16 protein-coding genes are annotated in these 20632 nt (G+C 63.7%); 5 read left to right on the top strand and 11 right to left on the bottom strand.

The window, feature by feature from the left end; translation table 11 throughout:
- Positions 1-16: 16 nt before the first annotated feature.
- The 4 genes from MC380_RS08330 (at position 17) to MC380_RS08315 (ending at position 4403) form a co-directional block, all read left to right on the top strand.
- Positions 17-409 (top strand): hypothetical protein, encoded by a 393-nt coding sequence (locus tag MC380_RS08330; protein WP_242102064.1) that lies wholly within the window; start codon positions 17-19, stop codon positions 407-409.
- Between the two features lie 420 nt (positions 410-829).
- Positions 830-2137: a sugar MFS transporter gene (locus MC380_RS08325; protein ID WP_242102065.1), complete on the top strand. Its 1308-nt coding sequence runs from the start codon at positions 830-832 to the stop codon at positions 2135-2137.
- A 347-nt stretch (positions 2138-2484) separates the two neighbouring features.
- The gene (locus tag MC380_RS08320) at positions 2485-3864 is read left to right on the top strand and encodes a gluconate:H+ symporter (RefSeq protein ID WP_242164127.1); all 1380 of its coding nucleotides are present in this window, start codon (positions 2485-2487) and stop codon (positions 3862-3864) included.
- Positions 3864-4403, top strand: coding sequence for a gluconokinase (locus MC380_RS08315; RefSeq protein ID WP_242164125.1), 540 nt, complete (start codon positions 3864-3866; stop codon positions 4401-4403). Before MC380_RS08320 ends, MC380_RS08315 begins: the two co-directional genes overlap by 1 nt.
- Before the next feature lie 155 nt (positions 4404-4558).
- Here the strand turns inward: MC380_RS08315 and MC380_RS08310 are convergent, their stop codons facing one another.
- The 8 genes from MC380_RS08310 to MC380_RS08275 form a co-directional block, all read right to left on the bottom strand.
- Positions 4559-5476 carry an alpha/beta hydrolase gene (locus MC380_RS08310; protein WP_242164123.1) on the bottom strand — a complete coding sequence of 306 codons (918 nt, stop codon included), beginning with the start codon at positions 5474-5476 and terminating at the stop codon, positions 4559-4561.
- 52 nt (positions 5477-5528) lie between these two features.
- Positions 5529-7109: a Gfo/Idh/MocA family oxidoreductase gene (locus MC380_RS08305; RefSeq protein ID WP_242164121.1), complete on the bottom strand. Its 1581-nt coding sequence runs from the start codon at positions 7107-7109 to the stop codon at positions 5529-5531.
- 144 nt (positions 7110-7253) lie between these two features.
- Complete coding sequence (locus MC380_RS08300; protein ID WP_242164119.1) at positions 7254-8768, bottom strand: alpha-L-fucosidase; 1515 nt, start codon at positions 8766-8768, stop codon at positions 7254-7256.
- Between the two features lie 540 nt (positions 8769-9308).
- The gene (locus MC380_RS08295) at positions 9309-10307 is read right to left on the bottom strand and encodes a CPBP family intramembrane glutamic endopeptidase (protein ID WP_242164117.1); all 999 of its coding nucleotides are present in this window, start codon (positions 10305-10307) and stop codon (positions 9309-9311) included.
- A gap of 118 nt (positions 10308-10425) precedes the next feature.
- Positions 10426-11610: a helix-turn-helix domain-containing protein gene (locus MC380_RS08290; RefSeq protein WP_242164115.1), complete on the bottom strand. Its 1185-nt coding sequence runs from the start codon at positions 11608-11610 to the stop codon at positions 10426-10428.
- Positions 11611-12219: 609 nt separating this feature from the next.
- Entirely contained in the window at positions 12220-12897 is a 678-nt protein-coding gene (locus tag MC380_RS08285) for a hypothetical protein (RefSeq protein ID WP_242164113.1), read from the bottom strand.
- A gap of 175 nt (positions 12898-13072) precedes the next feature.
- On the bottom strand, positions 13073-14914 hold the full coding sequence (locus tag MC380_RS08280) for a UvrD-helicase domain-containing protein (RefSeq protein ID WP_242164111.1): 1842 nt from the start codon (positions 14912-14914) through the stop codon (positions 13073-13075).
- Positions 14911-17241: an AAA family ATPase gene (locus tag MC380_RS08275; RefSeq protein WP_242164109.1), complete on the bottom strand. Its 2331-nt coding sequence runs from the start codon at positions 17239-17241 to the stop codon at positions 14911-14913. The genes MC380_RS08280 and MC380_RS08275 overlap by 4 nt, the downstream gene beginning before the upstream one ends.
- A 314-nt stretch (positions 17242-17555) precedes the next feature.
- On the opposite strand from MC380_RS08275, the gene MC380_RS08270 reads away from it, so the two are divergent.
- Positions 17556-18047 (top strand): GNAT family N-acetyltransferase, encoded by a 492-nt coding sequence (locus MC380_RS08270; RefSeq protein ID WP_242164107.1) that lies wholly within the window; start codon positions 17556-17558, stop codon positions 18045-18047.
- 92 nt (positions 18048-18139) lie between these two features.
- On the opposite strand, the gene MC380_RS08265 is transcribed toward MC380_RS08270, so the two are convergent.
- Genes MC380_RS08265 through MC380_RS08255 form a run of 3 tightly spaced genes read right to left on the bottom strand, consistent with a single transcriptional unit; the run spans position 18140 to position 20530 of the window.
- Positions 18140-19249 carry a PLP-dependent transferase gene (locus MC380_RS08265; protein ID WP_242164105.1) on the bottom strand — a complete coding sequence of 370 codons (1110 nt, stop codon included), beginning with the start codon at positions 19247-19249 and terminating at the stop codon, positions 18140-18142.
- Entirely contained in the window at positions 19242-19889 is a 648-nt protein-coding gene (locus MC380_RS08260) for an FMN-binding negative transcriptional regulator (protein ID WP_242102078.1), read from the bottom strand. Before MC380_RS08260 ends, MC380_RS08265 begins: the two co-directional genes overlap by 8 nt.
- A gap of 26 nt (positions 19890-19915) precedes the next feature.
- Positions 19916-20530: a LysE/ArgO family amino acid transporter gene (locus MC380_RS08255; RefSeq protein WP_242102079.1), complete on the bottom strand. Its 615-nt coding sequence runs from the start codon at positions 20528-20530 to the stop codon at positions 19916-19918.
- Positions 20531-20632: the final 102 nt, after the last annotated feature.

Raw genomic sequence — 20632 nt, 5'->3', positions numbered from 1 at the left:
TCAAGGAGGTCACCTCATGTTCACCACATACGCACGCTCACGACTGCCTGCAACCGCCCTGGGCCTGGTTGCCCTGGTGTTCACGGCCACCACGCCGGCGCTGGCACAGACCGCCTGGGACTGGCAGGACCAGGCCGACATGCTGGGACGGCTGACGGCGCAGGGTGTGGTCAGGTCGATGGATTCGGTCCGCGCACGGGGCGACGAACGGGATCGCACGCCGGCTCCGGCCCGATTGCGCGAGGCCGATCGCGACAATGCGGCCGTTGTCGATCCTCGCCGCAGCTTCGGCCACGAGATCGGGGCGCGGACGCCACCGGCCGCTGGCGCCACCGTGTTGTCCGACGTCGAGGCGACGACGAACGCTACGCCTCCGCCCGCACGTGAACGGCGTGCGCGCGAGCTTTGACGCGAGCACAGACCCGTGCGCATGTCCTTGCGCAGTCGCGCGGCCGCGTCCGCCGGCGCCTCGTCGGATCGAGCGGCAGCGAACGCCGGTGCCGGTGCGTACACGAGGCGCAGTTGAACGTCCGGCACATGGAATAACCGTGCACAGCAACGCTGCGACGCTTGAACTTCAGCGGCCACTGCTCGACCGGCGCGCCGAAGTTGGCAACCGGTGGATCGCGCTGCTGCATACCGGGCGACAGCTCGCGCAAGGATCCAGCCCATAGCAAGCCAGCGCACCCGCGCGTTGTCGCAGCGCAGCATTGCAAAACCTGGATGGATCGCGCCGCACAAGTCATTGGTCGGGCATTGCACCGGCCTTCTATGCTGCGCGACGCACGCCTGCGACCGGCGCGCGTCCGCCGCATCGGAAGGAGCGTCCATGGCAGCACCCACCTTGCAGGCGTCGGCCCAGGCGTTGCGCTCCGGCGTGCCCGCCTATCGTTCGGCGCTGACGCTGCTGGCCTCGCTGTTCTTCATGTGGGGCTTCATCACCGTCATCAACAACACCCTGCTGCCGCACCTGCGCAGCGTGTTCGAGCTGGACTACACGCGGACCACGCTGATCGAATCGGTCTGGTTCATCGCCTACTTCGTCGCATCGCTGCCATCGGCGTGGCTGATCGAACGGATCGGTTACCAGCGCGCGCTGGTCACCGGGCTGGCGATCATGGCGGTGGGGGCGCTGGGCATGGTGCCTGCGGCGCAGATGCCTTCCTATGCGATCACCGTGGCCTCGCTGTTCGTCATCGCCAGCGGCATCACCCTGCTGCAGGTGGCGGCCAATCCCTACGTGGCGGTGATCGGCCCGCCGGAGACCGCCTCGTCGCGGCTCAACTTCGTGCAGGCATTCAATTCCTTCGGCACCACGCTGGCGCCGCTGTTCGGGGGCTATCTGATCCTCGGCCGCACCACCGCCGGCACCGCCAGCGCCGACACCGTGCTGACCCCGGCCGAGCGCCTGGCCGATGCGCAATCGGTGCAGTTGCCGTACCTGATCGTCGCGGCGGTGCTGGTGGTGCTGGCGATCGTGATCGCGCGCTACCGGCTGCCGGCGCTCGGCGGCGCCACGCAGCGCCATGCGCGCGAAGAGCGCGCGCGCCATTCGCTGTGGTCGCACCGCAACCTGGTGCTCGGCATCCCCGCGATCTTCATCTACCTCATCGCCGAGATCGGCGTCTCCAACCTGTTCATCAATTTCGTGGCGCAGCCGGACATCGGCAACCTCACCCACGAGCAGGCATCGCGCTACCTGTTCCTGCTATGGGGCGGGATGATGGTGGGGCGCTTCGCCGGCAGCTTCCTGATGCGCAGCATCGCGCCGGAGAAGGTGTTGGCGCTGTTCTCGATCGGCGCGTTCGTGGCGATGCTGGTGACGGTGTTCGCGTCGGGTCCCTTGGCGATGTGGTCGCTGATCTCGGTGGGCCTGTTCCACTCGATCATGTTCCCGACCATCTTCACCCTGGGCATCCGCGGCCTGGGCCCGCTGACCGAGGAAGGCTCGGGCCTGCTGGTGATGGCGATCGCCGGCGGCGCGCTGGTGGTGGTGCAGGGCTGGCTGGCGGATCGCTACGGCCTGCAGCTCTCGTTCCTGCTCACCGCGGCCTGCGAGCTGTACGTGCTGTTCTATGCACTGTGGGGCGCGAAGCCGTCGCCCGCCGCTGCAGCGGTGGCTGCGCAGCACGCGTAGAACTGGCGCGGAACCGGGATGCGCGGGCTTTCCACGCCGTCATCCCCGCGCAGGCGGGAACCCATGGACTCTAATCGATTGAAATCAACGTCCATGGGTTCCCGCCTTCGCGGGAATGACGAGCAAAAGCGTAGGTTCCGACCACTTTGCTGCCAGCAGCTTTGTGGCTACGCCGAAGGCGCCTTGTCGTGGCGGATCAACTGCCTCCGTTCCATTGATCGGGAATGACGAACGAATGTTAGGTAGCATCCGGAGCGATCGCCGCATCAGGAAGATCCGATGACATCGTCGCTGACATCTTTCCCGTCGTGCTGACGCCTTTGCTGCAGTCTTCCCCGCTCGTGCTCATGGCCGCCGCCGGTCCGGCGGCGGATGCCGCGCGCGCCGTCGTGCCCGGCGACCAGCTCGTCGCCGCCGCACTCATCGGCATCGTGTTGATCGTGGTGCTGATCAGCTGGGCGAAGCTGCATCCGTTCCTGTCGCTGGCCATCGGCGCGCTGGCCACTGGCGCGATCGCGGGGCTGGACGTGGCCACCGCCAGCGCCAGTTTCGCCAGCGGTTTCGGTACGACCATGGGCGGGGTCGGCATCCTCATCGCGCTGGGCGCGATCTACGGCAAGCTGCTCGCCGACTCTGGCGGCGCCGACCGCATCGTCGAGACCCTGGTCGCGCGCGCCACGCCGCGCAGCCTGCCGTGGGTGATGGGCCTGATCGGCGCGATCATCGGCCTGCCGATGTTCTTCGAAGTCGGGCTGGTGCTGCTGGTGCCCGTGATCATCCTGGTCGCGCGTCGCTCGGGCGCGCCGCTGATGCGCATCGCGCTGCCGACACTGGCCGGGCTGTCGGCCATGCACGGCCTGGTGCCGCCGCATCCCGGTCCGCTGGCCGCGATCGGCATGCTCGGCGCCGACCTGGGCCTGACGCTCGCACTCGGCGTGCTGGTCGCGATTCCGGCGGTGGTGATCGCCGGCCCGCTGTTCGCGCGCTTCGCCGAGCGCTGGGTGCCCGCGCCGGTGCCGCTGCTGTTCATCGCACCGGGCGAAGCGGCGCTCGCACGCCGCCCGTCGTTCGCGGCCACGCTGGCCAGCATCCTGCTGCCGGTGGTGCTGATGCTGGCCAAGGCCATCGCCGACATCGTCGCGCCCGACTCCGGCGCTGCATGGAAGGCGGTGATCGACTTCCTCGGCCTGCCGATGATCGCGCTCGGCCTCGCGGTGGTGGCCGGGTTCTTCGTGCTCGGCCGCGGCGCGGGCTTCGGGCGCGACAAGCTGCAGGAAGTGGTCGGGTCATCGCTTGGCCCGGTAGCGGGCATCCTGCTGATCGTCGGCGCGGGCGGCGGCTTCAAGCAGGTGCTGGTCGATACCGGCATCGGCGGTTTCATCGCCGCGCAGGTCGATGGCTCGTCGGTCTCGGTGCTGCTGCTCGCCTGGCTGATCGCGGTGGTCATCCGCATCGCCACCGGCTCGGCCACCGTGGCCACCATCACCGCCGCCGGCATCCTGCAGCCGCTGGTTGCGGGCCTGGACCAGGCCACCGCCGCGCTGCTGGTGCTGGCCATCGGCTCGGGCTCGGTATTCCTCTCGCACCTCAACGACGCCGGCTTCTGGCTGATCAAGGAATACTTCGGCCTGGACATCGGGCAGACGCTCAAGTCGTGGACGGTGCTCGAATGCCTGATCTCCGTGGTCGGCCTGGTGGGCGTACTGCTGCTGGGCCTGGTGCTCTGATGGCGCCGCGCAAGCCTGGGCCTGTGCTCGTGGTCATGGGCGTGGCCGGCTCCGGCAAGTCCACGCTGGCGGCGCTGCTGGCGCAACGCCTGGGCTGGCCGCTGCAGGAAGGCGACGTGCTGCACCCGCAGGCCAACGTCGACAAGATGGCGGCCGGACAGCCGCTCAACGATGCCGACCGCGAGCCGTGGCTGCGCTTGGTGGCTGCATGGATCGATGCGCGCATCGCAGCGGGCGCGCCGGGCATCGTCACCTGCTCCGCGCTCAAACGCGCCTACCGCGACGTGCTGCGGCGCGAGGGCGTGCGCTTCGTGCACCTCACCGGCGAGCGCCATTTACTCGAGCAACGCATGCAGGAGCGCAGCGGCCACTTCATGCCGGCCTCGCTGCTCGACTCGCAGCTGGCCACGCTCGAAGCGCCGGGCGCGGACGAGGACGCCATCACCGTCGACATCGCACTGGCACCCGACGCGCAGGCGGCTGCAGTGCTCACATGGCTCGGTATCGACGGTGGCGACGAAGCGGCTTCGGGCGGTTGATGCACGATGCACGGAGGCGCGATGTCCGCCTTGATCGACGTCGATGTTTGCAGCGCTGCAGCAGGAGGCCCGGCGTCGGCTGCAACAGGATGAATCGCCCTGCAGAAGTGGGATAGCGACGTACTGGTCAATGCGTGGCGTGAAAATCGTGGCGCTCAGTTCCCTGTGTCGCCTGCCGACGGATCGGACTCCAGGAACGCCTGCAGTCGATCGGCGGTATCGGCCGGTTGCACTTCCGGAAAGAAGTGGCCTCCGGGAACCGCTTCGCCACGCACGTCGCCAGCCCATCGCCGCCAGATCCCGAGCGGCCCGCCTGCATCTGCGTACCAGTCGTCCAGTGCCGTGTCCCGGCTCCACAGGGCCAGCACTGGGCAGCGGATGGTGTGGCGGCGTTCACGGTCGGCCGCATCGTGGCGGCAATCGATGGTCGCGCCGGCGCGGTACTCCTCGCAGATCGCATGCACGTGCGCGGGATCGCGCAGGGCGTCCACATACGCCTGGCGGACCTCGCCAGGGAACGCATCCCCACGGGAGCCCCATTGCGACAGGGCATCGTCGACGCAGGCCTCCGGTGCAGCCGCGAGCAGACGCTCGGGCAGCGGCGCGGGCTGCGCCAGCAGGCTCCACGGCCAGAACGATTGCGCGAACCGGGCGTCAGCGCGCTCCCAGGCCACGAGCGTCGGGATCGCGTCGAGCACGGCCAGGCGCAGGATGCGCTCCGGCGTATCCAGCGCCATGCGATACGCCACGCGCGCACCGCGGTCGTGTCCCACGACCGAGTAGCGCTCGAACCCCAATGCCTGCATCGCCTCGACCAATGACGAGGCCATCGCGCGCTTGGAGTGGGGCGCGTGGTCGGGCGCCGGTTCGGGACATCCGCTCTGGCCATAGCCGGGCAGGTCCGCGCAGACCACCGTGAATCGCTGCGAAAGTGCCGGCGCGATGTCGCGCCACATCAGGTGCGTCTGCGGGAAGCCATGCAGCAGCAACACCGCTGGCCCATGCCCCGCGACGCGGACGTGGATCCGCGCGCTGCCGACGATACGCTTTGCAAAGGAATCGAAGTGCAGCATCGGACTCCTGGCAGCCCTGCAGGGCGGCGCGCCTGCGCAGGCGGCGTTCCTGCTACAACGCCCAACCCTCGCGATACTCGCGGCGCAGGAACTGGTTGGCTTCCGGCGCGTTGGTGATGCGCATGTTCTGCGCGTCGTACTCGATCCGGCCGCCGGCGCGCAGGGACACGACGCCCAGCAGCATGACCTCGGTCAGGCGCGCGGCGTAGGCGAAGGGCGACGACGCTTCGCCCTGCCCCTTGCAGGCCTGCACCCAGTTCATCTCGTGCGAGGTCGTGACGCGCGGGAACTTCTGCGCAGGCGTGCCCACCGCATCGTGCAGCGACTGCGGCAGCAGGCGCGGGTTGGCGCCGTAGGTGTCGTGGATCAGCTTGCCCTTGTCGCCCACGTAGAGCACGCCGCCATCGTCGTTCAACTCGCCGGCGCCCAGCGTCTGCAGCCCGGGAGGCAGCAATCCGCCGTCGTACCAGGTGAGCTTCACCGGCGGCAGGCTGCCGCGTGCGGGGAAGTCGTAGTGGGTCATCGTCGCCATGGGGTAGGACGCCTGGTTGAACGGCGTCGAGACGGTTTCCACCGAGGTCGGGAAGCCCAGGTCCAGCGCCCAGAACGGATGATCGATCAGGTGCGCGCCCATGTCGCCGATGGCGCCCACGCCCCAGTCCACCCAGCCGCGCCAGTTGAACGGGTGATACACCGGGTGGTAACCGACGACGGGACCAGGGCCCAGGAACAGGTCCCAGGCCAGCCCTTCGGGCTTGGGGTAGTTGCCGGTCATGGCATTGGCGAGCCGGTCCATCACCGCCTTCAGGTTCCAGCGCGCGGCGTCCGGTTCCGGCACGGCCTGCGGACGCGGAATGCCCTGCGGCCAGTAGGCCAGCGGGCGGTTGGTCCAGACGTGGACCTCGCGCACGTCGCCGATCGCGCCGGCCGCGATGTACTCGTTGATCAGCCGGGCATCGTCGGTGGAGTGGCCCTGGTTGCCCATCTGGGTGACGAGCCTGGGGTTGTCCTGCGCCTTCTTCGCCAGTGCGCGCGCTTCGTGGATCGACCAGGTGAGTGGCTTCTGCAGGTACACGTGCTTGCCCAGGCTCATCGCCGCGCTGGCGATCACCGCATGCAGGTGGTCGGGCGTGGCGATGACCACCGCGTCGATGTCCTTCTGCTCCTCGAGCATCCGGCGGTAATCGGTATAGCGCTTGATCGAGGGGTACTTCGGCGCGAGCAGCTGCGTCTGCGCGATCTGGTCCTCCACTTCCTTGCGCTCTTCCGCGTTCTCGGCCTTGTCGAGGCGCTCCTGCGCCCTGCCCGGGTCGAACATCGCGCGAAAGCCCTTGTCGGTGTAGCCCCAGTCCACGTCGCACAGGGCCACGATGTTCTCGCTCGCCATCGCGCGAATGTTGTTCTTGCCCATGCCGCCCACGCCGATGCCGGCGATGTCCAGCCGATCGCTGGGCGCCGTATACCCCGGCCCGCCCAGCACGTGGCGGGGAACGATCATCAAACCTGCCGCGGCCAGCGCGGTGCCCGCGAGAAAGTCGCGGCGTGGGATCCTGCCGCTCGCGCCCGTGTCCGTGGAGGTGGCTGCAGCGCCGTGGCCCTGCTGCTCTTTCCCGATCTTCGATTCATCCGTCATGGGCGCATCAATCCCCGGTTGGATATCGATATCCGATGCGCCGCATTCTGGTCGCAAGGAGATCAGGGGATCAAGGCGACACGTTCACAGAGCTGCAATCTCGAAAGCTAGCTGCCCCGCATGGATGTCACGGCTCTCGCTTCGTCATGCGCCAAAGGCAATCCTGAAGGCGCTGGCGTGGCGGGTCGGCATTCGCGCTGGAAGGTCGATGACGAGCGCCGCGTCCGTCTGCTGGAACTGCAGCGGCTCCGCCACGCCCAGCAGCCGCACGCTCTGCACCGCGCGCCTCTCGTGCCCGGCGTTGCGGCCGAGCGCAGCGATGGTCACGCGCCCGCGCGGCTCGCCCAGCGTGATGGCATAGAGCGCGTCGCCTTTGGTGGTGAAACGGATGTCCTGGGCGGTGTACGCAGCGCTTTCCTTGAAGGCGCCGGCCGTGGTCTCGGTCGGGCCTTCGCCATACACGGCCCATGGGCGGGTCCCGTGGATCGCCTCGGCGTTGGTGCCCATCCAGTGCGCCAGCTCGGACAGCAGGGTCTGCGATTCCGGCGGCAGGTTTCCCTCCGGATAGAGCGCGACGTTCAGGAGCAGGTTGCCGTTCTTGCTGACGATGTCGGCGAGCATGCGGATCACGTCGGGTGCGGTCTTGTAGGTATCGCCGTCGGTGAAGAACCAGTCGCCGTTCGAGGTATCGGTTTGCCAGGGCAGCGGGTTGATCCCGCTCATGACACCGCGTTCGACATCCTGCACGCAGGCTTCCGGATAGAACTCACCGGAGCCCAGGGCCTTGCAGTTGTAGACCACGTCGACGCCACCGTGCTTGGCGATGCTGCTGTTGTAGTAGTGCGCGACGAGCGAGCGCCCGACTTCCCCGAATGGAAGGCCGCCATCGGAATAGAGCAGGTCCGGCTCGTAGGAGTCGACCAAATCGCGAATGCGGTTGAACCAGATCTTGTGGAACGCAGGATCCGTCGTGTACCAGGTATCCGGATTTCCCTTGAACGGCTCGTCGTGCTTCGGATGATAGAGATCGGCGTACTGGGGATCGGCGCCGTCATAGTCGGCGCCCATCTTGGGCCAGAACTGGTCGTACTGGTGGCTCGGGTAGAACCAGTTGTGGCTGGCGCCCAGATGCTCGGACACGCCGAAGCGCATGCCACGCCGGCGTGCCGCATCGCGCCATGCGCCGACGATGTCCCGCCTGGGACCCATCGCAAGCGCGTTCCAGCGATGATGGCGCGACTTCCACAAATCGAAATTGTCGTGATGCACGCCCATGCTGACGAAGTATTTCGCGCCGGCCGCGACATACAGATCCATCAGGGCTTCCGGATCGAACTTCTCCGCCTTCCATAACGGAAGGATGTCCTTGTAGCCGCGCTCGGACGGATGCCCGTAGTGCTTGAGATGGTGGGCGTAGTGCGGGTGGCCGGGCACGTACATAAAGCGGGCATACCAATCGCCGGAACGCGGCACGGCCTGCGGCCCCCAGTGCGCCCAGATGCCGAACTTGGCATCGCGGAACCACGCCGGCGTCTGGTAGGTCTTCAGCGAGTCTGCCGTCGGCTTGAAGGTACCGCCGGTGATGGGAAGTGGATCGGCAGGCGCCAGCGCCTGGCTGCCTTGACCTGCATGCCCTTGCGCATGTGCGACGGCACTCATGCCGGCCGCAGCCCACAACGGTGCTCCCAACAAGGATCGCCTGCTTACCATGATGTTCCCTCCTCACCCTTTGCTCGTTGCATGCGGTTGCGGCGAAGGCCGTTTGTATTGGCCCGCAAGGCACTTGTCGCGCATCGGATCCGGCCGCGGCGGATCGTGCGTTGTGGGGTCGCCGCGACGCCCGCTGCGCGTGCGCAAGCGCGATGTCGATCGTGATGGCTGCCTCGTCCGGACCCATTAATGCGGCGGAGGCACCAACTGTCCAATGAAAGATTTCCCACCAGCTATGCCGCTACCGTTATGGTTGTTGCAGTGCAGGAAGAATGAACACGCGCTTCGTAGGGATCAGGCGTGATTGAAGCAACGCTTGCCCCGCCCTTCTCCCTGATGCGGCCCGGATTCCAGCCAGCGGTGCCGGCGCCGGAAGCGCAGGTAGCCGGGGTGCTGGCTAGGCTCGGCATCGATGCGGAGCGGGCGGACAGGGCTTCGGCCAATTGATCGCCTCCGTCCCTTTGTTGTTCGAACGAATGCAGGGCGAGCTCAAGCCCGCCGCCTTGCAAGGGTGCCCCGGCCCAGCACAACAAAGACGACCAGGAACACCGGCCCCAAGGTGAGCGCCCACAGCGGCTTGACGGGGATCAGGAGCGTCGTCACCAGCATCACGGCAATTGCCAGCAGGTGTGAAGGGCGAATGTCGATCGGCCGAATCGTCGCAAGCGCCTGGCGAATCCATGCCAGCAACGCTTTCCGCCAGATGGCGCCTGCGACTGTCAGCGCCGTCGCAACCCCGAGCGTCACCCCTGTCGACATCGGCAGGTTAATCAGCGCGTGCACGAGGATGGAGGGCAAAAGCGAACCGGTTTGCCGATAAAGGACGCCGAGCACCATCGACAAGCCGAACAGCATTGCGGTTGTCGCGAGGCTGAATGCATCAACGCCCAGGTACTGGCTGTGCAGGAAAGTGAATAGAACCGACGTCAGCACCAACGGCATCCAGGACGAACGAAAGGTCGCCTGGAGCCGGCCCTGCACATAGCCACGGTAAAGCGCCTCCTCCAGGACAGGCACAACACCAAAGCTCAGGACAGCCATAAAAAGATAGAAGTCACCGGTCAACGGGGCGGATAGAAGCGCCTCGCGCCACGGTGGGCCGGCGGGCGCCAGGTCCCAGACCCGTCCCGCTTCCATAAGGATGCGAACCGGCGGAAATGCCACGATCGCCGCCAAGAACGCCAGCAGGACGAGGCGCGGAGTGCTCTTGCTGTCGCGCCCGAGTCCGTCTGCAGGCCTGATCCACCGACGTCCGACGATCAGCACGATTGCGATGACCAGGAATTGTGCGCCGTACTGGACCAGCAGCAACTGCAGCATGGGAAGCACGAGCGGCAGCCATGACGACGGCAACGATCCCGGAGTGAGCGTGGCCAGTGGGTTGGAAAGCTGAAGACCGAGCAGTGCTGGCCCAAAGCCTGCCAGCGCCAGGCCCAGCAAAATGACTGCCAGCACTTCCAGCAGTCCCGCCCATTCGAGTCGCCGCATCGCACGTATCCGGTTCCAAGCGGGAACCCACGATGCAGCCATGGACGGGTTCGATCGACCGGACCGGCCGAATCGCACCTGTTCCGGGGTCAGACCCGGCCGAAAAGGACTTCCGCCGTCAGGACGTGTTGCCAGCACGTCGGAAGGCACTGGGTGTCTGGCCTGTGTGGTCTTTGAAGACCTTGTTGAAGGTCGACTTGTTGCTGAAGCCCGCTTCGAGCGCGAGATCGAGCACCGAACGAGAACCCCCCAGCAGGTCGCGTTTGACTGCCTCGATCCGGTGCAGGTTCACGAACTCATAGAACGTGCAGCCCAGTATCGTGTTGAGGACTTCCGAAACCTGATGGGGCGTCGCTCCAACCGCACGAGCCAGACGTGCCAGGGACAGGTCATGGTCCCGATACAGGTGTCCTACTTGCATCTCCTGCTCGAGCTTCTCCCGCAGAGCCGCAGCCTGATCCGCGCTCACATTCCGTGGCCGCGGCGATTCCATGATCGGCATTTCGGCGTCCAAGGCAGCAGCAGCAGCCCGGAGCGCGCCCGTACGGCCACTCGAGGCGCCGTCACTTTTGTCGTCTTCAGGCGATCGGCTGGTGGAGAAAAGAGCCGGTTGCCGCAGGCCCGCCACGCCGACGGCAAGCGCGAATGCCACCATGGCGATGCTGATGGCCGAGTCCGCCGGAATGGGGGCGCGAGGCCCGGCAGCCACCATCGCCAGTACCAGAACTGCGACTGCGGCGAAGAGCATCAGCACGAAGGAAAGCCAGCTCAGGCTGACGCGTTCATCGTTGGCGACCTGATCGTGCAACACCCGACGCCAGCATCTGAGACGGTGCACTGCAAAGGCGGTATACGCCGCCAGTGACAGGAAGCGAGCGATATTGATGACGCCAACGCCGACTTCGCCCCGTTGATAGGACCGCATCGACTCGTCGATGAGCGCGACCAGTTCCGTGTCGGGCCGGACGAGGACAGGACCAAGGAGTATCAAGTTGGCTGCCCATGGCAACAAATGGAGCGCGAAGGCAGGTGACAGTGCCAGATGCGGCGCCGTTGCCTGGCGCACATACATCAGAAGCAACGGGCCGAAGAGGAAGACGACGGTCGAAGCAATGACCAGAAGCTTGGGCACGGCGATCCAGCACCCGCTGAGATACAGCCAGTGGGACAGCAGTCCAATCCCGATGGCACCTAGCAATAGCGCAAGCCATCGGTTTGCCAGGCGAGGTCCTCGTGGCTGGAGCCACAACGCAGCAGCCAGCAGGAAGGCTTGGGTAATGCCAATTGCGAGCAGCGTGACCACGGGACTGCGTCCAGGTAACGGGACCACTATTGTGGGCAACGGGCGTGAAGCCCGCAGAGCGCATGCACAAGACGCTGGCTACCGAGGGACCGCAAGTGGCTGATGTCCTCGCGTGGCTTGGCATCGACGCCGGGGGCGGGTGCGGTTTCGGCCGGCTGAAGCAGGTATCCAGGCACATGCGCCGCGCCCGCCCGGCTGCGCTGGCGCAGGGCCTTCCGCCGGGATTGGACAAATTTTGTCCAACGGCCGGGTTATTTGGCCGGCACGCCGGCTTATTTGGGCGGAGCGTGGGCTTATTTGCTCGGAAGGCGAGCTTTTTCGGCCGGCGGGCCGGCTTATTTGCTCGGCACGCCGGCTAATTTGGGTGGCGTGCCGGCTTATTCGAGCGGAGCGTCGGCCTTTTCGGGCGGCGTGCCGGCTTATTTGAGCCGAGCGTGGGCTTATTTGGGTGGCGCGCCGAGCAAATCGGGTGGCGCGCCGACCTTTTCGGGCGACGTTCCGGCTTTCGACGGCGGCGCGCGGACCAATTCGGGCGGTGGGCGAGGATTTTGGGGTGGCGAGCCAACAAGAATGCCCCGCGGACGGCGCTCTTCTTGGGGGTGAGGGGAATCAGGTGCCGGGTGGTGAGCCGGCGGGTGCGGGGTGTGGAGCAATCCCCTCTTCTGCCTCTGCCGCCCTGAGCAGCCTCGCGTAGCTCTGCATCTGCAATCGGAAGCGGGTCATCCAAAGCGCCATGCCGTATAGCGCCAAGATGAAGAAGGCGAGCAGTCCGACCGTGATCGAAACTCTCTCGATGGCCTGCCACTGGACGAAAACGCCGACCAGCAGCGGAAGAAAGCCGAGCTTGTCGACCGCACCGAACACGATGGGATAGCGCAATGACATGGATTCCAGTCGCGACTCGACGTAGGCGAGCCGACGGTCGCGTTCGGACTGGGATAAGGAACGCAACCAGACAAGAAGACGCTGGTACTCAACAAAGTGTGTATCCAGTTCTACGGCGAACTTGCGCTTTGCATCCTTGAACTCGGGGGCGGTGTCGCGAATCTGCCGGTAGGCCAGTACGCCAAACCCACACAACTCAAACACCAATCCAGCCAGCGTGACCCAAGCGATCACGTCGCCGCTTGCGCCGAACATGGACGGAACCGTCATCAGGACGCCAAGCACCATCACGCCGGCCACCCAGCGGTCCCGCTTCAGCTTGAGCGGGTCTTTGGGCTCGACTTCCGCCAGGCGCGTTTCGAGCTCGGCAAACACCTGCGGGTTTCCTTGGTCGCCTTCCATCCCGTCTCCTCGGATCGATGCATGCCAGGATTAAGGCGTCGATCTATTGTGCGCGTCTTGGCATCCCGGCAATGCCAGAGGCCCCATCGGCAGTCTTAATCGTCCCAACGTGCACTGCGCTTCAACTTACTCGCGCTGCCGCCACTAAGGCGTCGCGGGCATCCGCTCGCCGCGATCAGGCGAGCATAATGATCTCGCCTTCTTCGAACCATCTGTTACCTAATGCGAATTGCCGTACTCGAGATGGATCGCGGGTGTAGGCGACTAGCGCTAAGCTCCTCCGTGCACGGCTCGCAACGACGTAAAAAAGCCGTCTCGTGGCATCGATCGTTTTTCCTTCCGTCTTTCCTCCGAACAGATCGTCGTACTTGAACGTAAAGCCCTTGGCTTCGAAGTCATCCATAATGACCATCACGCGGTCGAACTCCAGTCCTTTCACACCTTGATGGGTGTCAAAGCGAGCGCGCCCTGCGAGATACTGCCGAAGTGGCGCGACCTCGGAGAACGAGGTTGCGAGGAGCTTGTCGATCGTCTCGATACGCTTTTGCGTTACCTCGTCCTCTTCTTCGTCTGCGTTATCGTCATGCACGTCGCCTTCCTCGGACCAAGCCGCGAGGCGGTCCGGAATTTCGAGGAGCTTGCTCGATGAGACGCGGCGCAGCACTTCGAGCAAGCTCGGATCTGTATCGCCCGTCCACAGCGAATAGACGCCGTCGACTGCGGCTTGGACGGCTGCCAGATGCTCTCGTCCTGGGCTTGCCTTCAATGCCTCTGACGATAGAAGGGGTGAGTGCGCTTTGAGAATTCGCATGAGCCCAAATCGGTCGCCCGCTTGCTTGGCCTCAACGATCGGCAAGACTTGGTCGGTAAAAAAGGTGGCAATGGGCTGGGTGCGTTGGAGTAGGCTTTGCGAATCAAGTTCATAGAGAGCCCCGAAGGCATTCAGGCAGCCCAGACGCCTCGCCGCCATCCGGTGCTCTAAGGTCAGCGTCTTGACCTCGCTAGGCACCTGCCAATCCATGTCGCCGGTGAGATCTGCCATTGTGCTTGCGACCTGATGCTCTGCAGCAAGCGCGTCAGGATAGTCGGCCGGGAGGATGAAGAGCCGAACCACGCCCGCGGGCGCGTCCGTTCGTGCCCGCTGTTCTTGCTTGTCGGTGGCCGTGCGCACCGTGTTAAGGAGCGACACGATCCGAGAAGGACTGCGATGATTCATCACCTTGTGAGGCGTTCGCCAAAAGGCAGGCAGGTCGCGACCGAGATCCTCCTTACCGTCAGCGTAGATGCGCTGCATCATGTCGCCGATGAGGCCCAAGGAAAATTCACCCATGTGCTGCTCCTCGACTCGAAAGAGAGCGTCAATCAGGGATGAAGTGGTGTCCTGGCTCTCGTCGACCAAGAGAATCGGGTACCGTCCAACGAAGATGCTGCGCATCCGTGGCTTCTCGCTCAGGAAGTGCGAAGTGATTTTGATCACTTCCGCATGGTTGAGCGAGTCGCGCGTGCGATTGCTGCCCGTGGGACTATAAATGAAGCGTCGTATTCCGGGCATCGCGTCGAACCTTTTACCGTAGCTAACGAGCTTTGCCTTGCGCTCGTCAGATGCCTTGCTTGGGCGCCCCTTAGCTTCCAAACGATGCAGTTCTTCGATCTCGGCTGCGAGATGCGCTGTGAGCCAGGTGCGAATGTCATTGTTGAGCCCCTCGATCAACGACCATGCGAAGCTGTGGATGGTGCGTACGTCGAAGAGCGGATCGAACAGGACTCGGCGCTTGATCTCGTCGCACGCTGCGTTCGTATAGGTGATCACGCCCACGCGCTGGCCGCGCTGGCGTAGCTGCGCGCTCCAAGTGGCCTGAATATGCCCCAGCGCAGACACGAGCGAGCGCGTCTTGCCGGATCCTGCTCCTGCAAACAAGAAGAAGCTCTTCGGCGCGGCTGGATCAAGGCACTCAGCGATCTCCACGTCAGCCGCCTTGTCGATCTCGTCATCGAGTTGCTCGGGGACTGCGTTCACGCCTGCACTTCCTGAACAGGTTCGGGCGCAGCCGGGGCGGTTCCTGGTAGCGCGATGGGTAGTTTTCCGGCTACGTCGTCCTCTTTTCGCCTGAGTTGGTCGATCAGCCACTTTAGGCCCGTATCGATATAGTCGGGCAAGACCAGATCTTTTAGATTTTGGCTTTCCAACATCGTCATGGCCAGTTCGGCTTTATCGCCGCCAGACAGTGCTGCATGAAGCTTCTCCGCGAGTTCGCCCAGGTTCTTGCACGTGCTCAGCGCTTCGCGGAACTTCTTGGCTAATCCGGTTCCGTTTAGGGTGCGGAAGTACTCCACGTTGCGATAAACCAGCGCATCTTCGAAGGTGTTGGCAAGCGCCTCCCCATCCGTGTCGGTGCCAAATGTCGTGGTGGTCGGCTGTTGGTAAGCGACCCGCACACCAACGCCGCTTTTATCGAGCGAAGCCAGCGATTCTGGTTTCATGTCGAGTAGCGGATCGAGTGCATCCACCTTCGGCACCCAAGTCTTCATGGTTTGATTACGAGTGAACAAGTTCTCACCCCTCTTGGGTACGGCGTTGGCATTGCTTTCTGTCTTTGCATCGAGGTCCGTGATGACCAGCGTATTGAGGCCGAGGTCGGCAAGCAGGGACTTCAAGCGATGCGCGTGGCTGCCGCCGATCTCGAGCCAAGTGATATAGCATCGAGTCAAATACTTGTAGGGCTCACGATTGCGAACCATGTGCGGAACGATGATGCGCTCGGCCGGTCCCTCGACTAGGATTGCGCCATCTGCAAAGAACAGGTCGCAGTGCGTAATTTTTAGATAGCGCCTGACGAAGCGCTTTGTGTTCTCGTCATCGCCGAAGGTTCGAGAGAGACAGACTACGCGAGAGATGGGGACGGAGCCTTTTACCAGATTGATAGGCATCCGCCGGAAATAGCGCAGCGATGCGAACTCGGCCTCGTGCGCGATATGACTGGAATGCGTGCTCACGACCATCTGCGTTCGAAGATCATCTGACTCCCCTAGCGAAGGATGCCTTCTCAGAACGTCGTAGGCGTGCGAGATGAAAACCTGCTGCACCTGGGCGTGTAAGTGCGCCTCCGGTTCCTCCACAAGCACCAGGTGCAGAGGAGAGATGCTTGCCTCTTCAGTAGCGGTTTTCCTGCCCGCCTTACCTACGAGCATCCGTTTGTCGCGATAACTCATCAGAGCGAACACCATCGACACCAAGTTCTGGTACCCGAGACCGTTCGAATCCTCGGGGAGGCGATTGACAAAACCAGCGTCTGCGAGATGGGTTGGCACTTCGTAATGCACGGCCGACCCGTGTTTTAGGGCGTCGAGGGGGCGCAGGTCAGCCGCGAGCGTCAGCTTTGGATCGGTGAGGCCCGGGTAGCCGATCGTTTCAAGCTCTTTTATCGCTACCTCAAATGATTCGGAGAGCTGTTTCCCGAAAGCGACGCGTGCACTGTGTATCGCTTGCAGCGCCTTCAAGTCCTTTTCTTCTGGCTGCTCGAAGGGATCCAGGTGCTGCGCGTAGTAGCCGCGGAGCTGAGTAGAAAGCTTCTTTCCGAGGCGGGGGCCCTCGTCTCCCGTTGCATCCTCGCGGCCGGCGCGCGGCGATGCCATACCTAATCCACGCTGAGCGCTGATCTCATCGATGCGAATGAGGCCCTTGAATGGATCGTCAGTGAGCGGTTCGCTACCGTCTGGCAATGGCTGTGGCCACGCTTCGCCATCGGCGGGGTCCTTCAGCTGTGCGGGGTCAAGGAGATAGGCCTTGACTTCAAACGTGGTGCGCAAGCGGCGTGAGAGGAACTCGATCATAGATTTCGGCCAGAGCGAGAATGGGTCCGTCTCGTCCTCGGGCGCCGCTTTGGCCGCCGCCATCACGGCCTTGGCAGCAGTTCGTGCAGCCAAGTAGTCGCGCTTTAAGTCTTCTACCTTCTTTGGCTCAAACCGCAAGCGCACCCCGATCGCGGACCCGTCCCAATCCAGTGTCGGGAGGATCTTCTGTACAAAGTGAATCTGTTGGTCAGGCACCGAGAGCCAGACGTCAAGGGACGGCACGACGGTGCCCCAGTCGAATGCGGGGGCTTCGTAGCCCTCCGTTTCTTCCTCCCAATCCTTGCCAAGTCCATCGAGCTTAGCCCAGTGGCTCAGCGTAAAGTCGTTGATGGAGAATTCACCGTGATCGACGAGGAAATGGCGAAGCGCCACCATAGCCGATGACTTGCCGCTGTTGTTGGCGCCGACAAACACAGTAGTTTTTTTGGCGATGTCGATGCGCACCGCGAGTAGCTTGCGAAAGTTTGCTATCTCAACGAAATCGATGTGCACTGTAAGCTCCATTTACTCAAGTTGTGAGAACCGGGGTTTCAAGGTCATTTCTTATCACGGCGTGCCGCAGTCGATCACGAACATGGGAAACCGGCTTCAGAGCCGACTTCATTGCCAAGCAGGGACCATTAGCTTGCCTTACGGCGGTCTCGATCACGTGGGTAATCCGGGTGTAAAGCAGTTTGCGCGTATTCACACGGGCTTCGGCCTCGGGCAAAGACCAACGCGACCAAGGCTAAAGGGGACGGAGGCAATTAAACGGGTTGGAGTGTGATTTATTACTTCCATCCCCTTTTTGTCGAGTTGAGTACGCGATGAGCGACGGCCTCACCATCCACGAGTACAGCGACGACCTTGCGATCCATTTCCGCGACACCAATGCCGAATGGATCACTGCCATGTTCCGCCTCGAAGACACCGACCGGGAGGTGCTGGACAACCCGCGCGCGAGGATCATCGATGCCGGTGGGGTGATCCTGTTCGTCGAGGCGCCCGGGCTGGGGATCGTGGGCACGTGCGCGCTGCAGAAGACCGGGCCCACCGCCTACGAGCTGACCAAGATGGGCGTGCGCGAATCCGCGCGCGGACTGAAGGCCGGCGAGTTCCTGCTCGCCGCCGTCATCGAGCGCGCCATGGCGCTGGGCGCCGACCCGCTGTACCTGCTCACCAACGCCAAGTGCGCCGCGGCCATTCACCTGTACGAGAAGCTGGGCTTCCAGCACGACGCGGACATCATGGCCCGCTACGGCGCGCGTTACGAACGCTGCGACGTGGCGATGCGCTATCGCGGAGAGTCATCGCAGTGAGCAGCGTGGAGAACGGGGTCAGGATCACTTTTCAAGCTCGCCTCAGCGGATGAGCAACGACCGTTATCGACCAATAGCAGACATCCATGTGCTCAACCGTCGAGAGCCGAACTCAGATCCACCCAAAGGTCATCGACGTTTTCGACGCCCACGCTGAGCCTGAGCAAAGACGGCGGAAGATGTTCCTGCCCTGGGATAGCTGCCCGACGCTCCATCGTGGATTCCACGGCACCAAGGCTTGTTGCGTGGTGGATGAGTTCTGTCTCGCGGCAAACGGCGTCCGCCGATGCGGCATCGCCGGCAACATCGAAAGAGATGATGGTGCCGAAACCCTTGAGCACCCGCTTTGCAGTCGCATGCGTAGGGTGGCTCGCAAGCCCCGGGTAGCGCACGCAACTCACTCGTGGATGGGATGCAAGCCGTTCGGCAAGGATGGCGGCTGAAGCCTGTGCACGCTCAAGCCGAAGGGCCAAAGTCCGTGCACCCCGCGCGGCAAGAAATGCTTCGAGGGTGCCTGGCGTTGCGCCAGTGAGTTCACGAGTCTTTTTGAGCTGGTGCCAGAGCGACTCGTCCCGAGCCGTGGCAAGTCCAGCCAACAAGTCCGAGTGTCCGCCAATGAACTTGGTAGCGGACTGGATCGAGATCGTCGCGCCGAAGGCCAGGGGCTGTTGATTGAGTGGAGTCGCGAAGGTGTTATCGACCGCAACGATCGCCCCCTGCTTCCTGGGTGCCGCGCATATCGCCTCGAGGTCCGCGACGGCGAGCAGCGGATTGGAAGGCGACTCCAGCCAGACGAGATCGGCCGACCTGCATGCCTCGACCCATGCAACGGTGTCGTCCATCGCCAAGCGGGTGACGGTCCATCGCCCTCGCACCGCCCCGTCCATCGCCAAACCAGCGACACCCTGATAGCAGTCATCTGGCAGGACAACCTCGGAACCGACCGCCAGCGAATCGAACACAGCGGCGATGGCGGCCATTCCCGAGCTGAACGCAATGGCCATGCCGCCTTCTAGACCTCCAACAATGCTCTCCAGGGCTTCCCATGTGGGAGTACCGTCATCCCGGGAATACTCGCGCCCTTGCCCGATGATGAAGTTGGATGCGGGAACCAGAGGCACATTGAGCGGTGAACCTGGTTCGGTATGGCGCCCTGCGTGCACCAGCCAGGAATCGTGATGCCATTGGGTGCGGTCATTCATGGCTTTCACCCATCGAAATCCGGCTGCGCCTCATCGCGGCAGCCAGTGATGCATGGCCGCGCTCGTCAAGGGTGCTGACTGTGCCGTTGAAGTCCCGGGCGTCCCGGTTCTGGCTGAGCTTGCGCTTGCCTTCAACGCGATCGAGCTCAACCTCGATGCCGACGATCTGGCTGAGCTGGTCGGTCAGGTAATCCGCAGGGGCGTCACCCATCTTCCACGGTTTTGGTTCCCCAGCCTCGCTCTGTCGGGTCAGCTTCGCGACCATGCCCCGGACGAACTTCTCGTCGTCGAAGACGTTTATGCGTCCGTGGGCATGGACGATCTCGTAATTCCACGTGGGCACGTGCCGATGCGTCTCATGCTTGCTGGGATACCAGTTCGGCGAGATATAGCCTTGAACCCCGCGGAAGACGACCAAAACGCGGTCGCCGTTCCGTACTTCCTGCCAAATGGGGTTTGCCCGGGCCACGTGTGCCAGCAAGGTTCCCGAGGGTCCGCGGTTGGCGTCGAGGACGAACGGCAGGTGATTGGCCTCAAGTCCGTCGCCCGTGTGGGTCACGAGCACACCCAGCGGATGCTCGCAGATGATGCGATGCAGCTCCTCGGGATGAGATTCAGTGAAAAGTTGCGGGAGATACATGGAGACTCCGGTTCAAGACTGAGCTATCAATCAATCGGGCGCAGGAGGAGCAACAGGGAAAGGGCCAGCATGAATACGGCAACGAAACCGTCTAGCACTTGCCAGGCACGCGGACTTTTGAACATCGGCAAGAGAAGACGCGAGCCGTAACCGAGGGCCGAGAACCACGCGACACTCGCCACGCAGGCACCGACGGCGAATGCCCACTGCGCCGGGCCCACATAGCGGGTCGATATGCCCCCGAGCAGAATCATTGTGTCCAGATAGACGTGCGGATTGAGGAACGTGAAGGCGAGGCATGCGAACAGAATGCGGCGCGCGCTTGAGCTGCCTGCATCAGGTGCCAGGCCGCCTGAACCGTTCCATGCGCGTCGGGCGGCCATCGCGCCATAGACAGCGAGGAATGCCGCCCCGCCGAATCGCAGGACCTGCAGCAGTGCGGGCCATTCGCGGACTACGGCACCGACACCGAGGACACCACAAAGGATCAGTGTAATGTCGCCGAAGGTGCAGGTTGCCACGACCAACCCAACATTCCGCTGCAGCAGCCCCTGTCGAAGCACGAAGGCGTTTTGAGAACCAATGGCAATGATCAGACCTGCGCTTGCAGCGAAGCCAACGAGTGCGGCTGTGAAGTACATGAAATGGGCTCCTACCAAATCCATAGGACGAGGTTGCCGCGCCCGCCTACTTCAGACCAGCTAATAATTCTTTATCATCATTAGGTTTTCTAACCTTGGCAA

The sequence above is a fragment of the Lysobacter sp. M15 genome, from assembly GCF_022662515.1.
Lineage (GTDB): Bacteria > Pseudomonadota > Gammaproteobacteria > Xanthomonadales > Xanthomonadaceae > JAKPBU01.
This window is presented reverse-complemented; position numbering and strand designations above follow the sequence as displayed.

What these genes read in the sequence shown, in the direction of transcription:
- MC380_RS08330 (WP_242102064.1), top strand. Translation starts at nt 17, where the DNA reads ATGTTCACCACATACGCACGCTCACGACTGCCTGCAACCGCCCTGGGC.
- MC380_RS08325 (WP_242102065.1), top strand. Translation starts at nt 830, where the DNA reads ATGGCAGCACCCACCTTGCAGGCGTCGGCCCAGGCGTTGCGCTCCGGC.
- MC380_RS08320 (WP_242164127.1), top strand. Translation starts at nt 2,485, where the DNA reads ATGGCCGCCGCCGGTCCGGCGGCGGATGCCGCGCGCGCCGTCGTGCCC.
- MC380_RS08315 (WP_242164125.1), top strand. Translation starts at nt 3,864, where the DNA reads ATGGCGCCGCGCAAGCCTGGGCCTGTGCTCGTGGTCATGGGCGTGGCC.
- MC380_RS08310 (WP_242164123.1), bottom strand. Translation starts at nt 5,476, where the DNA reads ATGCTGCACTTCGATTCCTTTGCAAAGCGTATCGTCGGCAGCGCGCGG.
- MC380_RS08305 (WP_242164121.1), bottom strand. Translation starts at nt 7,109, where the DNA reads ATGACGGATGAATCGAAGATCGGGAAAGAGCAGCAGGGCCACGGCGCT.
- MC380_RS08300 (WP_242164119.1), bottom strand. Translation starts at nt 8,768, where the DNA reads ATGAGTGCCGTCGCACATGCGCAAGGGCATGCAGGTCAAGGCAGCCAG.
- MC380_RS08295 (WP_242164117.1), bottom strand. Translation starts at nt 10,307, where the DNA reads ATGCGGCGACTCGAATGGGCGGGACTGCTGGAAGTGCTGGCAGTCATT.
- MC380_RS08285 (WP_242164113.1), bottom strand. Translation starts at nt 12,897, where the DNA reads ATGGAAGGCGACCAAGGAAACCCGCAGGTGTTTGCCGAGCTCGAAACG.
- MC380_RS08270 (WP_242164107.1), top strand. Translation starts at nt 17,556, where the DNA reads ATGAGCGACGGCCTCACCATCCACGAGTACAGCGACGACCTTGCGATC.
- MC380_RS08265 (WP_242164105.1), bottom strand. Translation starts at nt 19,249, where the DNA reads ATGAATGACCGCACCCAATGGCATCACGATTCCTGGCTGGTGCACGCA.
- MC380_RS08260 (WP_242102078.1), bottom strand. Translation starts at nt 19,889, where the DNA reads ATGTATCTCCCGCAACTTTTCACTGAATCTCATCCCGAGGAGCTGCAT.
- MC380_RS08255 (WP_242102079.1), bottom strand. Translation starts at nt 20,530, where the DNA reads ATGTACTTCACAGCCGCACTCGTTGGCTTCGCTGCAAGCGCAGGTCTG.